Origin of the sequence: Pedomonas sp. V897, from assembly GCF_051304405.1 — a bacterium.
Taxonomy (GTDB): domain Bacteria; phylum Pseudomonadota; class Alphaproteobacteria; order Sphingomonadales; family Sphingomonadaceae; genus Pedomonas.
This window is the reverse complement of the sequence record NZ_JBPPGG010000003.1, coordinates 173,438-187,430: the sequence shown is the minus strand read 5'-3', so window position 1 is coordinate 187,430 and position 13,993 is coordinate 173,438. Positions and strand designations below refer to the sequence as shown.

The 13,993-nt window shown below is 62.7% G+C and carries 13 protein-coding genes; 7 read left to right on the top strand and 6 right to left on the bottom strand.

The annotated features are described in order from the left end of the window. Positions 1-23 precede the first annotated feature (23 nt). On the top strand, positions 24-785 hold the full coding sequence (locus ACSJJU_RS09860) for an SDR family NAD(P)-dependent oxidoreductase (protein ID WP_435915227.1): 762 nt from the start codon (positions 24-26) through the stop codon (positions 783-785). 198 nt (positions 786-983) lie between these two features. On the opposite strand, the gene ACSJJU_RS09855 is transcribed toward ACSJJU_RS09860, so the two are convergent. The 5 genes from ACSJJU_RS09855 to ACSJJU_RS09835 all read right to left on the bottom strand — a co-directional run bounded on the left by ACSJJU_RS09855 (position 984) and on the right by ACSJJU_RS09835 (position 6,120). Beyond that, complete coding sequence (locus tag ACSJJU_RS09855) at positions 984-1,979, bottom strand: quinone oxidoreductase family protein (protein ID WP_435915226.1); 996 nt, start codon at positions 1,977-1,979, stop codon at positions 984-986. A gap of 34 nt (positions 1,980-2,013) precedes the next feature. Continuing rightward, a complete protein-coding gene (locus ACSJJU_RS09850; RefSeq protein WP_435915225.1) occupies positions 2,014-3,663 on the bottom strand; it encodes an AMP-binding protein in 1,650 nt (549 codons plus the stop codon). After that, positions 3,660-4,043: an EthD domain-containing protein gene (locus ACSJJU_RS09845; RefSeq protein WP_435915224.1), complete on the bottom strand. Its 384-nt coding sequence runs from the start codon at positions 4,041-4,043 to the stop codon at positions 3,660-3,662. Before ACSJJU_RS09845 ends, ACSJJU_RS09850 begins: the two co-directional genes overlap by 4 nt. Before the next feature lie 42 nt (positions 4,044-4,085). Continuing rightward, positions 4,086-4,481 carry a nuclear transport factor 2 family protein gene (locus ACSJJU_RS09840; protein ID WP_435915223.1) on the bottom strand — a complete coding sequence of 132 codons (396 nt, stop codon included), beginning with the start codon at positions 4,479-4,481 and terminating at the stop codon, positions 4,086-4,088. A 181-nt stretch (positions 4,482-4,662) separates the two neighbouring features. Continuing rightward, complete coding sequence (locus ACSJJU_RS09835; protein ID WP_435915222.1) at positions 4,663-6,120, bottom strand: aromatic ring-hydroxylating oxygenase subunit alpha; 1,458 nt, start codon at positions 6,118-6,120, stop codon at positions 4,663-4,665. 481 nt (positions 6,121-6,601) lie between these two features. Between ACSJJU_RS09835 and ACSJJU_RS09830 the strand changes: the two genes are divergently transcribed. From ACSJJU_RS09830 to ACSJJU_RS09805, 6 genes are all read left to right on the top strand, one after another. Beyond that, complete coding sequence (locus ACSJJU_RS09830) at positions 6,602-7,519, top strand: LysR substrate-binding domain-containing protein (protein ID WP_435915221.1); 918 nt, start codon at positions 6,602-6,604, stop codon at positions 7,517-7,519. 70 nt (positions 7,520-7,589) lie between these two features. Then, complete coding sequence (locus ACSJJU_RS09825) at positions 7,590-8,645, top strand: DUF2889 domain-containing protein (protein ID WP_435915220.1); 1,056 nt, start codon at positions 7,590-7,592, stop codon at positions 8,643-8,645. An 85-nt stretch (positions 8,646-8,730) separates the two neighbouring features. Then, the gene (locus tag ACSJJU_RS09820; RefSeq protein WP_435915219.1) at positions 8,731-9,885 is read left to right on the top strand and encodes an acyl-CoA dehydrogenase family protein; all 1,155 of its coding nucleotides are present in this window, start codon (positions 8,731-8,733) and stop codon (positions 9,883-9,885) included. Continuing rightward, a complete protein-coding gene (locus tag ACSJJU_RS09815) occupies positions 9,882-10,862 on the top strand; it encodes an acyl-CoA dehydrogenase family protein (protein ID WP_435915216.1) in 981 nt (326 codons plus the stop codon). Before ACSJJU_RS09820 ends, ACSJJU_RS09815 begins: the two co-directional genes overlap by 4 nt. After that, positions 10,859-11,938 carry an FAS1-like dehydratase domain-containing protein gene (locus ACSJJU_RS09810; RefSeq protein WP_435915215.1) on the top strand — a complete coding sequence of 360 codons (1,080 nt, stop codon included), beginning with the start codon at positions 10,859-10,861 and terminating at the stop codon, positions 11,936-11,938. The genes ACSJJU_RS09815 and ACSJJU_RS09810 overlap by 4 nt, the downstream gene beginning before the upstream one ends. Before the next feature lie 63 nt (positions 11,939-12,001). Further along, positions 12,002-12,544, top strand: coding sequence for a nuclear transport factor 2 family protein (locus ACSJJU_RS09805; protein ID WP_435915214.1), 543 nt, complete (start codon positions 12,002-12,004; stop codon positions 12,542-12,544). Between the two features lie 63 nt (positions 12,545-12,607). Here the strand turns inward: ACSJJU_RS09805 and ACSJJU_RS09800 are convergent, their stop codons facing one another. Continuing rightward, positions 12,608-13,822, bottom strand: a complete 1,215-nt coding sequence (locus tag ACSJJU_RS09800) for an MFS transporter (RefSeq protein ID WP_435915212.1) — start codon at positions 13,820-13,822, stop codon at positions 12,608-12,610. Positions 13,823-13,993 lie beyond the last annotated feature (171 nt).

Here is a 13,993-nt window from a genome sequence, read left to right as displayed (position 1 = left end):
AAAATCATGGGGAGGAGAGAGGCATGGGGATGCTGGAGGGCAAGAGCTGCATTATCACTGGCGGTGCGGGCAGCATCGGGCTTGCAACGGCCAGGAAGTTCCTGGCGGAGGGGGCGAAGGTTCTGCTGGTTGATCTGAGCGAGGCAGACCTCGCTCGCGCAGCCGAGGGTCTCCCTGCCGATCGCGTTGCGACCTGCGCTGCGGACGTTGGGGATGTGGCTCAGACCAGGGCCTATATTGATGCTGCGGTATCGCGTTGGGGACGCATTGACGTCCTGTTCTGCAATGCCGGTATTTCCGGCTCGATCGCAGGGATCGAGGACTATCCCGACGACGGCCTTGACCTGGCATTCCGGGTTCATGTGCGGGGCACGTTTCTCGGGTGCAAATACGCCTTGCCGCACATGGGGCAGGGGGGCTCGATCATCATCAATTCGAGCGTGGCCGGTCTCGGCGGCAGCCCGGGCATCTATGCTTACTGCACGGCCAAGCACGCCCAGATCGGGTTCATGCGGTCGCTGGCGAAGGAACTGGCGGGGCGGGGTATTCGGGTGAATTCCATTCATCCGGGGCCTGTCGACAACGCTTTCCAGACCCATATCGAAGATTCATTCAGCCCGATGATGGGCGGTGGCGATGCGACCGCTCTCATGAACTCGATGATTCCGCTTGGACGGCACGGCAAGGCCGAGGAAATCGCCAATTCGGTGCTTTACCTCGCCAGCGACATGAGCAGCTTTGTCACCGGCAGCACGCATGTCGTGGACGGCGGGTTTACCGCCTGAGGCCGGGTCAGGCGTTCTGCCGGTCCCTTTTGCGGTGAAGGCCGGAACTGGTATTTAAGAGTTGTTGATTCACTGGGGAGCGAGGCCAGCCATTCCGGGCCTCGCTCCCCAAATTGTTTTCGGCATTGGCCTGAAAAAATGCGGCGTCGGCCGAACGTTCGGCCGGCGCCTGAGGCAGCGATCTCCCGGAGGAGCGGATTATTCTGGCATCGTGAGCGCAACGGCGCCGAAGGGCCGCGCCTTTTCCACGTATTCCAGCGCTTGAGGTGCCTGGTCGAAGGGGAAGCTGCGGGCGAACAGCGGCTTGATGCTGCCCTCGTCCGCCAGACGGGTGAACACCGTCCAAGCGTCAGCCCATTCCTCCGGGGTGCAGGTATACACACCGTAACCCTGGATGCTGCCCCGGTACAGGATGAGGTCCGCAAGCGTAATGGTCGACTGGCGTCCCGCCGCAAAGCCCAGGCAGATCATCTTGCTGTAGCGCTTGATGCATTTGGCCGCCTCGGCAAGGATCTGGCCGCCGAGGGAGTCGATCACAATGTCCACGCCTTCGCCGCCGTTGAGCGCATGGACGCCTTCCTGCATGGACTGCTTCGACAGGTCGATCACATTGGTGAAGCCTGCCGCGCGGGCCTGCTCGGCCTTGGCGGTGGAGCTTGTGGTGCTGATCACGTTGGCGGCACCGAGGGCGCGGGCGAGCTGATAGGCGGCGTTGCCGACCGATCCGCCAATGCCCGGCGCCAGGACGGTCATGCCGGGCTTGAACCCGGCTTCCATGAGGGCCCGGTAAGCGGTCGGATAGGCAACGGCGGCCTGCGCGGCGGCACCGTCCGAAACGCTGTCCGGGATCTTCCAGGCATGGATTTCCTCAACCGTGCAGTATTCCGCCCAGCTTCCGGCGCGCATGAAGCCGTAAGGAAACGCGCCGAACATCACCCGGTCTCCAGCCTTGAAGCGGGTGGAGTTGCCCGCATCCTCAACGATGCCGGCCCCCTGGTTACCCGGGATCAGGGGCAGGTTGCATTGCGGGAAATTGGGTTCGTTCTGGTCGTTGATAATGGCCACATCGAACGGCACCACGCCCGGCGCCGTAATCTTCACCAGGATTTCCGACCCGGTTGGGACCGGCTTGTCTACTTCGACCAGTTTGAGCGCGCCGGGCCCAGTCTGGCCATCGATCATCCACGCACGCATGCGTTCTCCCCTCAGATTTTGGTTGGGCCGCGGTTTAGCTTGCGGCCACTGTCAACTTGCGACGACGGACCTGGATGCCGGCGGCTTCCCGGTCCCATGTGCCGGCCGTGACCCCCTCAGCCCGCAGCTGATACTTCAGAACCCGACCCGTCGGATTCTTCGGCAGTTCAGAACGGAACTCGTAGTAACGGGGGACCGCGAAGTGCGGCAGGTTATCGATCGACCAGAGGCAGAGCTCCCGCTCGGTCAGGGCCGCGCCTTCGCGCAGAACGACCGTGACCTTGATGTCGTCTTCGCCGGTCTGTGCGCCGACCGCATGAACCGCAACCTCCGCAATGTCGGGGTGGGCGCTGAAGGCGCGCTCCAGTTCGAAACTGGAGACGTTCTCGCCCCGTGAGCGGAGGTAATCCTTCGCGCGGTCCGCAAAGAACAGGTAGCCATTGACCAGTTTTCCCAGGTCGCCGGTGTGCATCCACATGTTCTTCCAGACTGCCACCGTTTCCGCCGGGCGTTTCCAGTACCCCTCGAACATCACGTTCGCCTCGCGCGGGCGCACGACGATCTGGCCAACGGTTCCTTCCGGGACCGGCTGATCGTTCTCGTCGAAGATCATCAACTCGTATTCATCGACCACACGACCGGCACAGGTCTCGGGCGGCGTCTCGCCGATGGGAACGGCGGTGATGCGGATGGCCTCGGTCTGACCATAGGACCAGCTCGACGCCAGCGGGACGCCAAACCGCTCCCGCCAGATCTTTCGGACTTCCGGCGTGATCGGGAAACCGAAGATCATCTTCAGCTGGCCATAGCAGCGTTTTGCGGCGTCACAATCGGGCGCCTGTGCCACAAGCTGAAAGATTGACGCCATGAGAAGCGCCGAGACGGCCCCAGACGCCTCGATATCCTCCCAGAAGCGCCGGACCGAGAACTGGCTGGAGATGGCAATGCGGGAGGCATCGCTCATCACCGCGATCGCGGCCGAAAGGGCGGCGGCATGGAACAGGGGGAGACAGGTAAAGAGCGTCTGCCCCTCTTCGAGGATGGTATGGCGGCGGTTGATCCGGCCCACGGCTGCCAGATAGTTGTGCGAGATCATGCAGCCCTTCGAGGGGCCGGTTGTTCCCGACGTATAGAGCAATGCGGCAAGATCGCTCGGCTTGACCTCGATGCCGGTCGGCGAGGTGTCGTTGCCGCGGTACTCATCCAGAGAGCGGATCGGGATGTGGCAGTCAGGCGTCTCCGTCAGGTTCCGGCACAGAATGATTTTGACGCAGGGAATGCCGTCGGCAATCTGCACGAACCGTTCGAGATAGTGCGGGTCGCTGATGACGACTTCCGCTTCGGTGTCGTGCACCTGGTGCCGGAGAAATTCACCGCGATAGGCGGTGTTGATCGGCACCCAGATGGCGCCCAGCTTGTTGATCGCAAACCAGCAGACAAATACATCCGTGCTTGAATCAAGCAGGGTGACGACGCACTTGCCCGCACTTACGCCCAGCTCCGCCAGCTTGTGGGCCATGGCGTTGGACAGGCGGTCCAGCTCGCCATAGGTCAGGGGCTGGCCGTCAACCACAACGAATTCACGGTCGGGATGAGCGCTTGTGGCCCGTGCCAGAAGATTGAGGACCGAATCCCGGATGCCGGGGCGAAACGTCGACACAGAATTGGGGGAAGCGTGGCTCATTCCCGGGTCCCCGTGTTGACAACATCCACCACAATCATGACCGTCTTGTCGCGATCAAGGAACTTGAGTTCGTCTTCAACGAGAATCGGGTTGATCTCGGGATCGTTGAAAATGCGCTTCATTTCCTCGACGTCGGCCTGGCCGCCAACGACCATCTCGGTAATGCAGTCGTACCCGATGTCATAGGGCACCGGCTCTGTCCCTTCCGGGATGTTGCTGGGATTGAGCAGGGCAAAGGTCGGATAGTTGCGGACATAGCTCTTCAGCAGATGGCCGATGTATTTCTTGGCCAGAAGAACATGGCTGTTTTCATAGTGGGTGCGGAACTGCTCCGGCGTGATGCCCTCTTTCCGCTTCAGGAAATAAATGATCTTGATCATGCTACCGCCTCCCTAAAATGCAGATCATCGATTGACGATGCGTCAGCGCAGGATTTCGAGGATCGCGGCCGTGTCGCCATACACCGGGTTGATCAGCTTGATCTTGCCATCGACGATGTGAACAGCCTCGGCCAGCTTGAATGAGGCGGTCTTGCCCGAATTCCGGGCCGTCGCCGTAAACGTGCCATAGACGACCACCCACTCATCCGCGGTGGTGAAGACCTCGGGCTGGAAGGAAAAATTGCTGAACGAGCCTGCCATCTTGTGCAGTGCTGAACGGATCGCATCGCGTCCGACATGCCGACCACCGTAGGGCAGGGTGTCCGCTTCCAGAAGGGCTCCATCTTCGGCAAAGAAATCCAGGAAGCCCTCAATGTCGCCACGCTCGAGCATCGAGGCGTAGGCGTCCTTTACCAGTTGCACAAGGTCGGTGGCCAACTTTTCCTCCATTCGTCCGATCTGATGCAGGCATCAGAAAGTTCCAGTTGTTCAGGAGGTTGATCGATTCTCGGGCGGTTGGCCAGACAGCCCGGGCGGCTTTGCCGGTATGGTCAAGAAAAGATGCAGCGCTGGTCCCAAGCCATGGCCGGGAGCCAGCGCTGCGAGGCTTCAGGTGCTGTTAGTCGGAGATGCCCATGGCCCGCATGTAGGCTTCATGGAAGTGGCGGATGCGGATCTCCTGCTCGGTCGCAAGGAGCGGACGCGCCACGCGGGGATCCGTCGCCTTCATGCCCCTGTGGACTTCCTCCATGTTCTCCATGTCCTCGTCCATGATGTAGCCGACCTGGCCCGTCTCCGGGTAATCGCGGCCCTTTTCGTTGAAATCGATCCACACCGTCTTGGCGGTCGGAGGCGCCGAACCATCCGCCGGAAGGGGCTGGAGCAGACGGATTTCCATGACGCATTCGTCCGGGCTGTTGCCGAGCGGCGTGAAGTTGTACCACCAGGGCAGACCTTCACCCCACCAGGGGAAGAATGCCGGGAACATGAACCACTGGTGCATGTCGACCAGATAGGAAATCGACCGGTCGCGGAAGTCGATGCCGAGCGTCTGGAGGTACTTTTCGGCAGTCTTCTGCGCGGCGTATTCGCGCGCATCGGCCACGGTCGTGCCCCGCTCGGGCGGCGGGAAGGGCAGACCATACGTATTGCAGAACAGCTCAAGCGAGAGCCGCGGGCTGACTTCGTTCTGCACCCAGCCGTCCGGGACGAGGGCAGGGGTGATCAGGCGGCTGACCGCAGACTTGCCGTCGTCCCAGCAGTCGGTTTGCGTGTAGGTGGAGCCGAAAATCGGCATCCCGGACGGATGGGTGGTGAGGACGTGGTATCCTTCGAGGAACGCCTCCAGCCCCGACTTCCAGTTGATCTTGACCTTCTTCTTGATGCGGATTGCCGTGTAGCGGTTTTCCTGCGGGCAATCACGGAAGTGCCTGGGCATAACGCCGAGCGCTTCGCTCAGCGGCGGCGCATTCAGATCCGGGTTGATGAAGACGTTGCCGCCCCAGGTGTCGCACTGCACCGGGCGCAGGCCGACCTTTTCAAGCTGGATGCCAGGGAATTCCTCCTCGCGCGGCACCCAGATGAGCTTGCCGTCCAGCCCGTAACTCCATGCGTGGAAGGGGCACTGAATCATGTCGCCGGATTCGGGCGTGTCGCCGCACAGGCGGCGTGCGCGGTGCCGGCAGCTGTTCCAGAAGGCCTTGAAGCTCGTCTCCGAAGTGCGAACGACGAGGAACGACAGGGGGCCGACATCGTAGGCAACGCGATCGCCGACGTTCGGGATGTCTTCGACGCGGCAGGCGACCTGCCAGCATTTCATCCAGATCTTTTCAACTTCCTCATCGACGTATTTCGGGTCGATGTAATATTTGTAGGGCAAGGGCCGGCAATTGGGGCGATGCGTGCCGCGCTCTGCAACCGTATCAGGGATTTTCTCCCCGGCGCGGGCGAGATAATCAACGTACTGCGGCATGTCCTCGAACTGCCTGCCGAAGACAGCGCGAACGTATTTCTTGTTGCCATATTTGGTGATGTCGTTCTCGACTTCCTTCGAGATTTCGGTGGAGATGTCGTTCATTTTGTCCTCCAGGCCTGCATTTGCGCGGCGCGGTCTCGTGTTATTCTCAAAAGGCGACAGCATTCGGCAGGGCTGCACAGACAGGTCCGACAGATGCTGGTAGAGCCGGAAAGGCTCCTGCTCTCAGGCCTGCAACGGTTGTGTAGGTCTGCAGGAGATCGTCCTCATAAGTCGGTGCAGCTCTCGATATGCTTTCTCTCCCAAGACGCTATGAGGCTATCACTGCTTGCTCATTATCGAGAAGGCTGGGCTTGTCTGTCTCCGCAGTCCCGATTGTCTCATATGGAAATGAAAGCGGGTAGAGTTCACTTGCAGGCAAATTTCTCGCCTGAAGCCGGGTCGTGGCCACGGAAAATGCCCTGGCGATGGGGATTGCCCATGCCTGTGGGACGCGCCTGTATGGGTGTCATAGAAAATGTGGGTGCCGGGGTAAACAGGCCCGCAGTTGCGGTTGTGCGTATGCCGGCATATAGAATCGGGCATGGCTGGCCGCTTACCCTCTCTGCGTGGCATCGAGACGTTCGTTTGCGTTGCCGAGTTGCTGAACCTGCGGCTCGCGTCCGAGCGGCTGAACGTGACCGTTTCGGCCATCAGTTATCGCATTCAGGCGCTGGAAGATGAACTGGGGGTCAAGTTGTTTGACCGCAGTCAGCGTCGACTGCGGCTGACGGAGGAAGGACGCGCCTTTCTCGACCGGTTGCAGCCCGGGCTGGCTTCCCTTGCGGAAGCAACGACCGACACGCGCAAGGCTTTGGCCCGGCCCGTGCTCCGTGTTGCGGCTCCTGCCATCATTCACGATCTCATCATCGTGCCCCGCCTTGACAGTTTTCTGAATGACCACCCGCTGACGCGCATAGAGTTGCTCTCCGGGCGTCGCCGGGCTGCGGGAAACGATGTGGCAATCGTTCCGCTTTCGCCTTCTTCCCTGCGGGATGGTGCAGAGCCGCTCCTTGATATCGTGGTTACGCCGGTGTGCAGCCCTGATTTTCTGGCTCGCCACACCATAGAGAGTCCTCACGACCTGCTGAATCTGCCGCTTATCGATACGATTCCTTCGATCAACGTGTGGAAGACATGGTTTCGTGCCGCCGGAATCGACGTTGAACAGCCGTCTCCGGCCCTGGCCTGCGACAACCACACGATGCTGTATCGTGCTGCCGCTGCCGGCCTGGGGGTGGCTTTGGCCAACCCCACTCTGATCAGCAATTTTCTCAGGGAGGGGCGGCTGGTGCGGCCGCTGTCCTTCGAGAGCCCTGTGCTGCCAAGCCTGGGTGTGGTGGTCAGCGAGCGGGGCAATATGCGCCTGGGGCGCGCCTTTGCGCGTTGGCTGCGCAACGAACTCGGTGCGATCGTTCAAAATGATTCAATAAGCTCGGCGAACTTCGCGAATGAAAGCTGACGGCCAGAAACTATCTTAAGACCACCGGGCATTGCGCAGTTTTATCCTGCCCGGTGCAGGGAGAGATGTGATGGCTGTTCAGTTCGTTCTATCCAACCAGACCGCAGGTGCTCCGCCGCCGCGCCGGCCCTACTCGCTGCGACGGACCAGTTCCCATCAGACGTACTGGCCCGGCGGCGGTGCGGCGCCTGCCGTCATGGCCGGGCGCGCCCGGGATCTCTATACGCGAGCGACGGCGGATCAGGTGGAGGTGGTGGACGACGCCTGGATTGACGCCCGCCTCAACGCCAAACGCCAGATCGTCTCGCTCGATGGCAGCCAGCACCGGGATATTCTTGCCGGTTTCGCCGGCCTCGCGCCGGGCGGACCGATCCGCAAGGCGATGGCTGCGCAGATTCCTCAGGAAGGGGAGGCGAACACGCTTCTTCATCGCCTGCTGGATGACATGGCGGGTGCCGCCTTCATGTCTCCGTCGGCCTGGTATGACTGGCCGGGCGGCGTTGAAGGCTACAGCAAGGAGAGCGGAGAGCTGATCAGCTTTCACTGGCCGGTGGAAGGGCTGTGCCTCTCCTACACGCCGGGTTCGGAGGCGATGACGCCAGAGGGGTTGAACAACGAGGCGATTGCCGAACATCCGTTCTTCCCGCCTCCGTTCTCCGACGATGACCCGTGGCAATGGCATGAGTTCGTGCAGACCGCCGGGCCGAATTGCTGGCGCCTGCGGCGCATGGATGTCTTCCGCGAGGATGGCCGGCTTGTGGTTGATGCGTGGTTTCAGGACAGCTCGGTCCTGCCTGACCGCACGGATCTCCGCCGCATCTTCCATGAATATTCGCTCCTGGCGACCTTCGACGATGACGACGAACTGCGCCTGCGCTCGATCGAGGCGACACCGCGGGTTCTGCCCTATCGCACCTGCCTTGCGGGGCCGGAGTCCGCAAAGGCGCTCATTGGGCGGAGCGGGCTCGAGTTTCGGAAGCTGGTGATCGAGTTGCTGTCGGGCACGCGCGGTTGCACCCATCTCAACGACATGTTGCGCGCGCTTCAGGACATCGGCGCGGTTGCGGCAAAACTGCGCGAGGTCGAATCCCGGGGCCCCCAAGTGCTGGCTTCCGTTGCAGGCTAGCCCGGCTGCAGGAGGGGGACACGCACCTGCATTATAGCGCAGGGTGTCGGGGCCGGTTCACGGCCAGTCCATTGCGGGGATCGGTGTGGCTTTAAACGTTCATAATTTTCCGCCCACAATCATCCCGCCACATGCGGAAGCGCTGCGGCAAGAGGTCAAGGCCTTTATCGCTGAGCATGCGGGCCATATTCCTCCGCACCGCCGCGCCCGCACATGGTCGGGTTTTGATGCAGATTTCAGCCGCGCCATGGCGGCGCGGGGTTGGGTCGGGGTTACCGTGCCCAGAGAATATGGCGGGCCGGGTCTCGACCCGTTCAGCCGGTTCGTGCTGGTCGAGGAGTTGCTGGCTTACGGGGCGCCGGTGGCCGCCCACTGGATCGGCGATCGGCAGAGCGCGCCTCTCATCCTGCACTATGGCACGGAAGAGCAGCGCCGCTTTTTCCTGCCGCGCATCTGCCGGGGCGAGCTGTTCTTCTGCATCGGCATGAGCGAGCCCAACTCCGGGTCCGATCTGGCCAGTGTCCGCACGCGGGCCGAACGGGTGGAGGGCGGCTGGCGGCTCAACGGCCAGAAGATCTGGACGACGTACGCCCACAAGGCCCACTACATGATTGCGCTGGTGCGGACGTCGGGCACGCCGCAGGATCGGCACGCGGGCCTGTCCCAGTTCCTGGTCGATCTGTCCCTGCCGGGTGTCACGGTGCGTCCCATCGCGCTTGGCACCGGTGACGCGGACTTCAATGAGGTCTTCTTTGACAATGTGCTGCTTCCCGAGGATGCGCTGGTCGGGACGGAAGGGAATGGCTGGGCCCAGGTCAACGCCGAGCTGGCGTTCGAGCGCAGCGGGCCCGAGCGGCTCTATTCCAGTCTCGTCCTCCTCGACCTTTGGGCCAGCCTGCTCGGGGAGAACGCGAGCCCTGAGGATGCCGCGCGTCTCGGCCGCCTGACGGCCCGTCTTGCGCCTCTGCGCGAAATGTCGGTGGCGATCACCGGGCTTCTGGCGGCTGGCCAGTCGCCGCTCACCGAGGCGGCTCTGTTCAAGGATCTGGGAACCGAGTTTGAGCAGACCATTCCGTCCGAGATCGCCGATGCCGTTGCGGCTGCCCCTGACAGGACGCCCGATCCCGAGCTGCTGCGCACACTCGCCTATCTGATGCAGCTCAATCATGTGTTCTCCCTTCGGGGAGGGACGCGCGAGATCCTTCGCGGAATGATCGCCAAGAGTCTGGGGTTACGATGACCGACAACAACGATGTTCTGGTGGATGCCTTCCGGCGTCACATTGCGGACATATCGACCCCGGAAGCGGTCCGCGCGGTCGAGCGTGGCGACGCGGCGCAATCGATGTGGCAGGACCTGGTCCAGTCAGGATTTCTGGACGCGCTTATGCCGGAGGCGGCAGGCGGTGCGGGCCTTGGCCTGCAGCAGTTGTTTCCGCTGCTGATGGTGCTCGGCGAACATGCCGTCCCGCTGCCGTTCGGCGAGACCATGGTGGCGCGCGGTCTGGTCAGCGCGCGCGGCGGCACGGTGCCGGATGAGGCGATTGTGGTGCTGGCGCCGGGCAGCGCGCTCATTCCGGGTGCGCGCTACGCGACCCACGCGCTGATCGAACGGGACGGCGCCCTCATGCTGGTCGAGGCGTCGGCCGAAGGGGATGACGTTTTCCACACGGGGAGCGCGACCGCCCTTGCCTACGGAGAGACGGTCTGGTCGGCCCCGGCGGGGGGCGAGCCGCTTTTGCTGGCCGCTGCTGCGACGACCAGTGCCCAGATGGCGGGGGCCATGGCGCGCATTCTCGACATGACGCTGCGTCATGCATCGGATCGCCAGCAGTTCGGCCGAGCAATCGGCAAGTTCCAGGCGATCCAGCAGCAGATCGCTGTTCTGGCGGAACAGGTGATCTCGACGCAGGTGGCCACGCGCATTGCCTTCGTCGGCACGGAATTCGACCTCGCCCGCGTTGCCACGGGCAAGTGCCGGGCAAATGAAGCCTCGCATACCGTCTGTGCCATTTCTCACGCTGTCCACGGTGCAATCGGCGCGACCGAGGAGTTCGATCTGCAACTCTACACCCGCCGCCTCAAGCAATGGCAGCTCGCCTTTGGTTCGGAGTCCTACTGGGGCGCACGCCTTGCCCGTGAACGGCAATCCTCTGGTTTGGAAAGCACGGCTGATTTTCTCAGACTGCGGCTTGCGCATAGGGAGGACGCAGCATGACCACCAACCGCTATCCCTCGCTCATGTGGGAAGACGTGTCAGAGGGCGACACGCTGCCGCCCTTCGACTATGAGCTCAGCCTGCTGCGTCTGGTCGCTTTCGTGCGCGCGACCGGTCTTTATGACTACGTGCACCACGATGACCGCTATGCGCAGGCCGTCGGCGCGAAGGCATCCTTCATCTCCACCCCGCATGTGGGCGGGCTCCTGACCCGTCTTATTACCGACTGGTCAGGGCCGGGGAGCGTGCTGCGGCGGCTCACCTACCGTATGACGGCGCAGTGCCTTCGCGATGATGTGCTGACCGTCTCGGGCAAGGTCGGGCGCAAGTACCGCGGCGACGATGGCAGCTATCTGGTCGATCTCGTCGATCTGAATATTGCGACCGGTTCGGTTGCGACTGCCGTCAGCGCAACCGCCACGCTGGAGATGCCCTTTTCAACCGGCCAGCTCCCCCGCATTGCCCGGGAGCGCAGTGCGGATGAAACGGTCCCGCCCAACGAGGACATGCCGGAGTTCGCGCGGGCCATGCTCGGCAAGGTGCGCGTCGGCAACTGGGAGCCGCGGGAACCACTGCTTCAGAGCGACATCCATCTCTGGTGCGAAGCGCTCGAGGACTGGAACCCCCTCTATTGGGACGCGGACTATGCGGCCGCTTCGCCCTTTGGCCGGATCATCGCGCCGCCAACCGGCCTGTTCTACGGTGCGGGCTCATCGCTCAACGTTGGCCTGGGCTACCGCAAGCCTGGAGCCGAGGTTCCGGCCCCCATTCGCCAGGGGCTGAAGGGCATGGAGTTGCTGAGCGCCCTGCGCCAGGAAATCATCAAGGGCGGCGTTCCGTTCCCGCCGCCCGACTGCCCCGAGACGGTCGTCACCGAGGCCACATTCAAGTTCTATCGCCCGCTCGGCGTCGGGGACACGCTCCGCACCGAGCAGCGGTTGCTGACCTGTAGCCCGCTCAGGAAGACCCGGCTGGGCGAGGGGTATTTCCTCCTCGGCGAGAACCTGCTGTTCAATCAGCATGACGAACTTGTGCGCTCTGTGGCGTTGAACCTGTTCTGCTACCGCACGCAATGATCCGGGTGTCGTGAACAGCCACGATGCCGGTGCGGTGCCACTCGCTTGCAGGGAGGGCATGCTGTGGACGTTGATCTGGCCGCACTCCGCGATCTTCTGGAGAAGGAAGCGATCCGTGAGGCGTCGCTGCGCTATACCCGCGGGATTGACCGGCACGACCGTGAGCTGATGCTTGCGGCCTATCATCCGGACGCAAAGGATGATCATGGTGCGTTCATTGGCAGCCCCGAAGATTTTGTGGAATACGCCAACCGGGTGCATTCCGCCCATTGGGTGTCGCACCAGCATTACATTACCAATCAGGTCATCGACCTCGACGGGGACACCGCCCATTGCGAGTCCTATTTCGTGGCGGTTCTGAAGCGCGCTGACGGCACCTGCGATATGGTCGGCGGCCGCTATGTGGATCGCTTCGCCAAGCGGGACGGGCGGTGGGCTGTGGCAGACCGGGCCTGTCTGGTCGAATGGAATGCGGAGGTCAGCCCTGGTCAGGCCAATTTTGATGCCTCGATATTTCTTCAGGGCACGCAGGACCGCACCGACATTTCCTATCACCGTCCTCTCAAACTCGACCGGCCGCCGCGCGATCTGACGCGGGAATCATGAGGGCCGGATGCGGCGAGTAGACCTCGGCCGCATGGACCATCCAGCGCCAGCGCCGCCCCCGCGTCACGCCTTGTGGCGGCGGGCAGCAATTGCAAAGAGGAGCGTGGCGACACAGAGCATTGCCGCCGCCCCGAGGAAGGCGAAGCGGTAATCGGCGAAGGCAAGATAGGCCGCGCCGACGATGGGCCCCAGGCAGAACAGGAAAGGCAGCTTGACCGCGTAGCTGTAACCCATGGCCTGGCCCAGCCCGTTCAGCCCGAACATCCGTGTCATTGCCGCGCCATGCAGTGTGGTGATGGGCACCACCGCCAGCCCGAGCAGGAAGGAGAGCGGAAACAGCAGTGATACCGGGCCGAGGGCAAGCGATGCCCAGGCCAGCACCTGGACGAGGGCCGACAGGCTGAACGTGGCAATGGGCCCGATCCTGTCTGCCAGAGTGCCGAGGATAACATTCCCGAAAATGCCGGCCCCTGAGTAGACGGAGAGCATCATTGCCGCGGTTGCGGCGTCAAGGCCCCGCGCCTGGGCAAATGGCACGGCGTGGATGTTGAAGGCGGTGCCCGTCCCGGCAATCACGCCGATGGCCAGTGACACCTGCCAGAAGTCAACTCGGCCGAGAATCTGCCGCGCGGGCACGGCCTGCGCGGGCTTTTGCGCTGCCCCCTGCTGGCTTGCCGGTGCGGTGGCGCCGGGCAACAGGAGGAGCAAGGGCAGCAGCGCCACGAGAAGAACGGCCATGAAAAGATAAAGGGCCTCGCGACCGATGTGCGGCAGGACCAGCGCCACAAGATAGGGTGTGGCGAACAGCACCACCGGGGTGTTGACAATGCCGAGGATCTGCCCGCTGCGCCCGGGAAATTGCCGGGCGATAACGATTACGGGGCCGAGAATGGAGGCAAGCCCGCACCCCACGCCGATCACCGTGTACATCGCAAGCAGAATCGAGAGCGATGACGTCACGCCGAGAACCGCATAGGCGGCCGCGCACAGAGCAAATCCCGCGCCGATCACGAGCCGGGGGGACAGCCGTTGCACCACAGAGCCGAGGAACAGGGAAGAAAGCCCGATTGCCGTGACGATGCAGCTCATTCCGAACGAGATCGAGGCCCGGTCTGCGCCCACCGCAAGCTCGTTGGTGGCGACCAGCGGGCTGAACGAGCCAAAGGCAAAGCCCATGGGGAAGTTGAATGCAACCGCACAGGCCAGAATGGTCCGCCAATTGCGGGAGACCGGAGTCTCCGGCACGCTGGCCGGCGCTGCATCAATTCGCTCAGACATCCACAGTCTCCTGCCACAGTTTCCGGTGGGGCTCGTCCAGGATTTCCCCAGTCCGTCACAGCAGTGTATCAATGGCGGTGCGGGCCCGTTTGCCTGCCGGTGCAGTGAAACGTGCACGCTGGTTCCATCCGGGCCTCGCGTCCCTCCCTCCCTGCCGGGCTGCAACGTAAA

Bases quoted from the DNA above. Each gene is read 5' to 3' on its own strand.
- ACSJJU_RS09860 (WP_435915227.1), top strand. From the start codon at position 24: ATGGGGATGCTGGAGGGCAAGAGCTGCATTATCACTGGCGGTGCGGGC.
- ACSJJU_RS09855 (WP_435915226.1), bottom strand. From the start codon at position 1,979: ATGCGTGCGTGGATGATCGATGGCCAGACTGGGCCCGGCGCGCTCAAA.
- ACSJJU_RS09850 (WP_435915225.1), bottom strand. From the start codon at position 3,663: ATGAGCCACGCTTCCCCCAATTCTGTGTCGACGTTTCGCCCCGGCATC.
- ACSJJU_RS09845 (WP_435915224.1), bottom strand. From the start codon at position 4,043: ATGATCAAGATCATTTATTTCCTGAAGCGGAAAGAGGGCATCACGCCG.
- ACSJJU_RS09835 (WP_435915222.1), bottom strand. From the start codon at position 6,120: ATGAACGACATCTCCACCGAAATCTCGAAGGAAGTCGAGAACGACATC.
- ACSJJU_RS09830 (WP_435915221.1), top strand. From the start codon at position 6,602: ATGGCTGGCCGCTTACCCTCTCTGCGTGGCATCGAGACGTTCGTTTGC.
- ACSJJU_RS09825 (WP_435915220.1), top strand. From the start codon at position 7,590: ATGGCTGTTCAGTTCGTTCTATCCAACCAGACCGCAGGTGCTCCGCCG.
- ACSJJU_RS09815 (WP_435915216.1), top strand. From the start codon at position 9,882: ATGACCGACAACAACGATGTTCTGGTGGATGCCTTCCGGCGTCACATT.
- ACSJJU_RS09810 (WP_435915215.1), top strand. From the start codon at position 10,859: ATGACCACCAACCGCTATCCCTCGCTCATGTGGGAAGACGTGTCAGAG.
- ACSJJU_RS09800 (WP_435915212.1), bottom strand. From the start codon at position 13,822: ATGTCTGAGCGAATTGATGCAGCGCCGGCCAGCGTGCCGGAGACTCCG.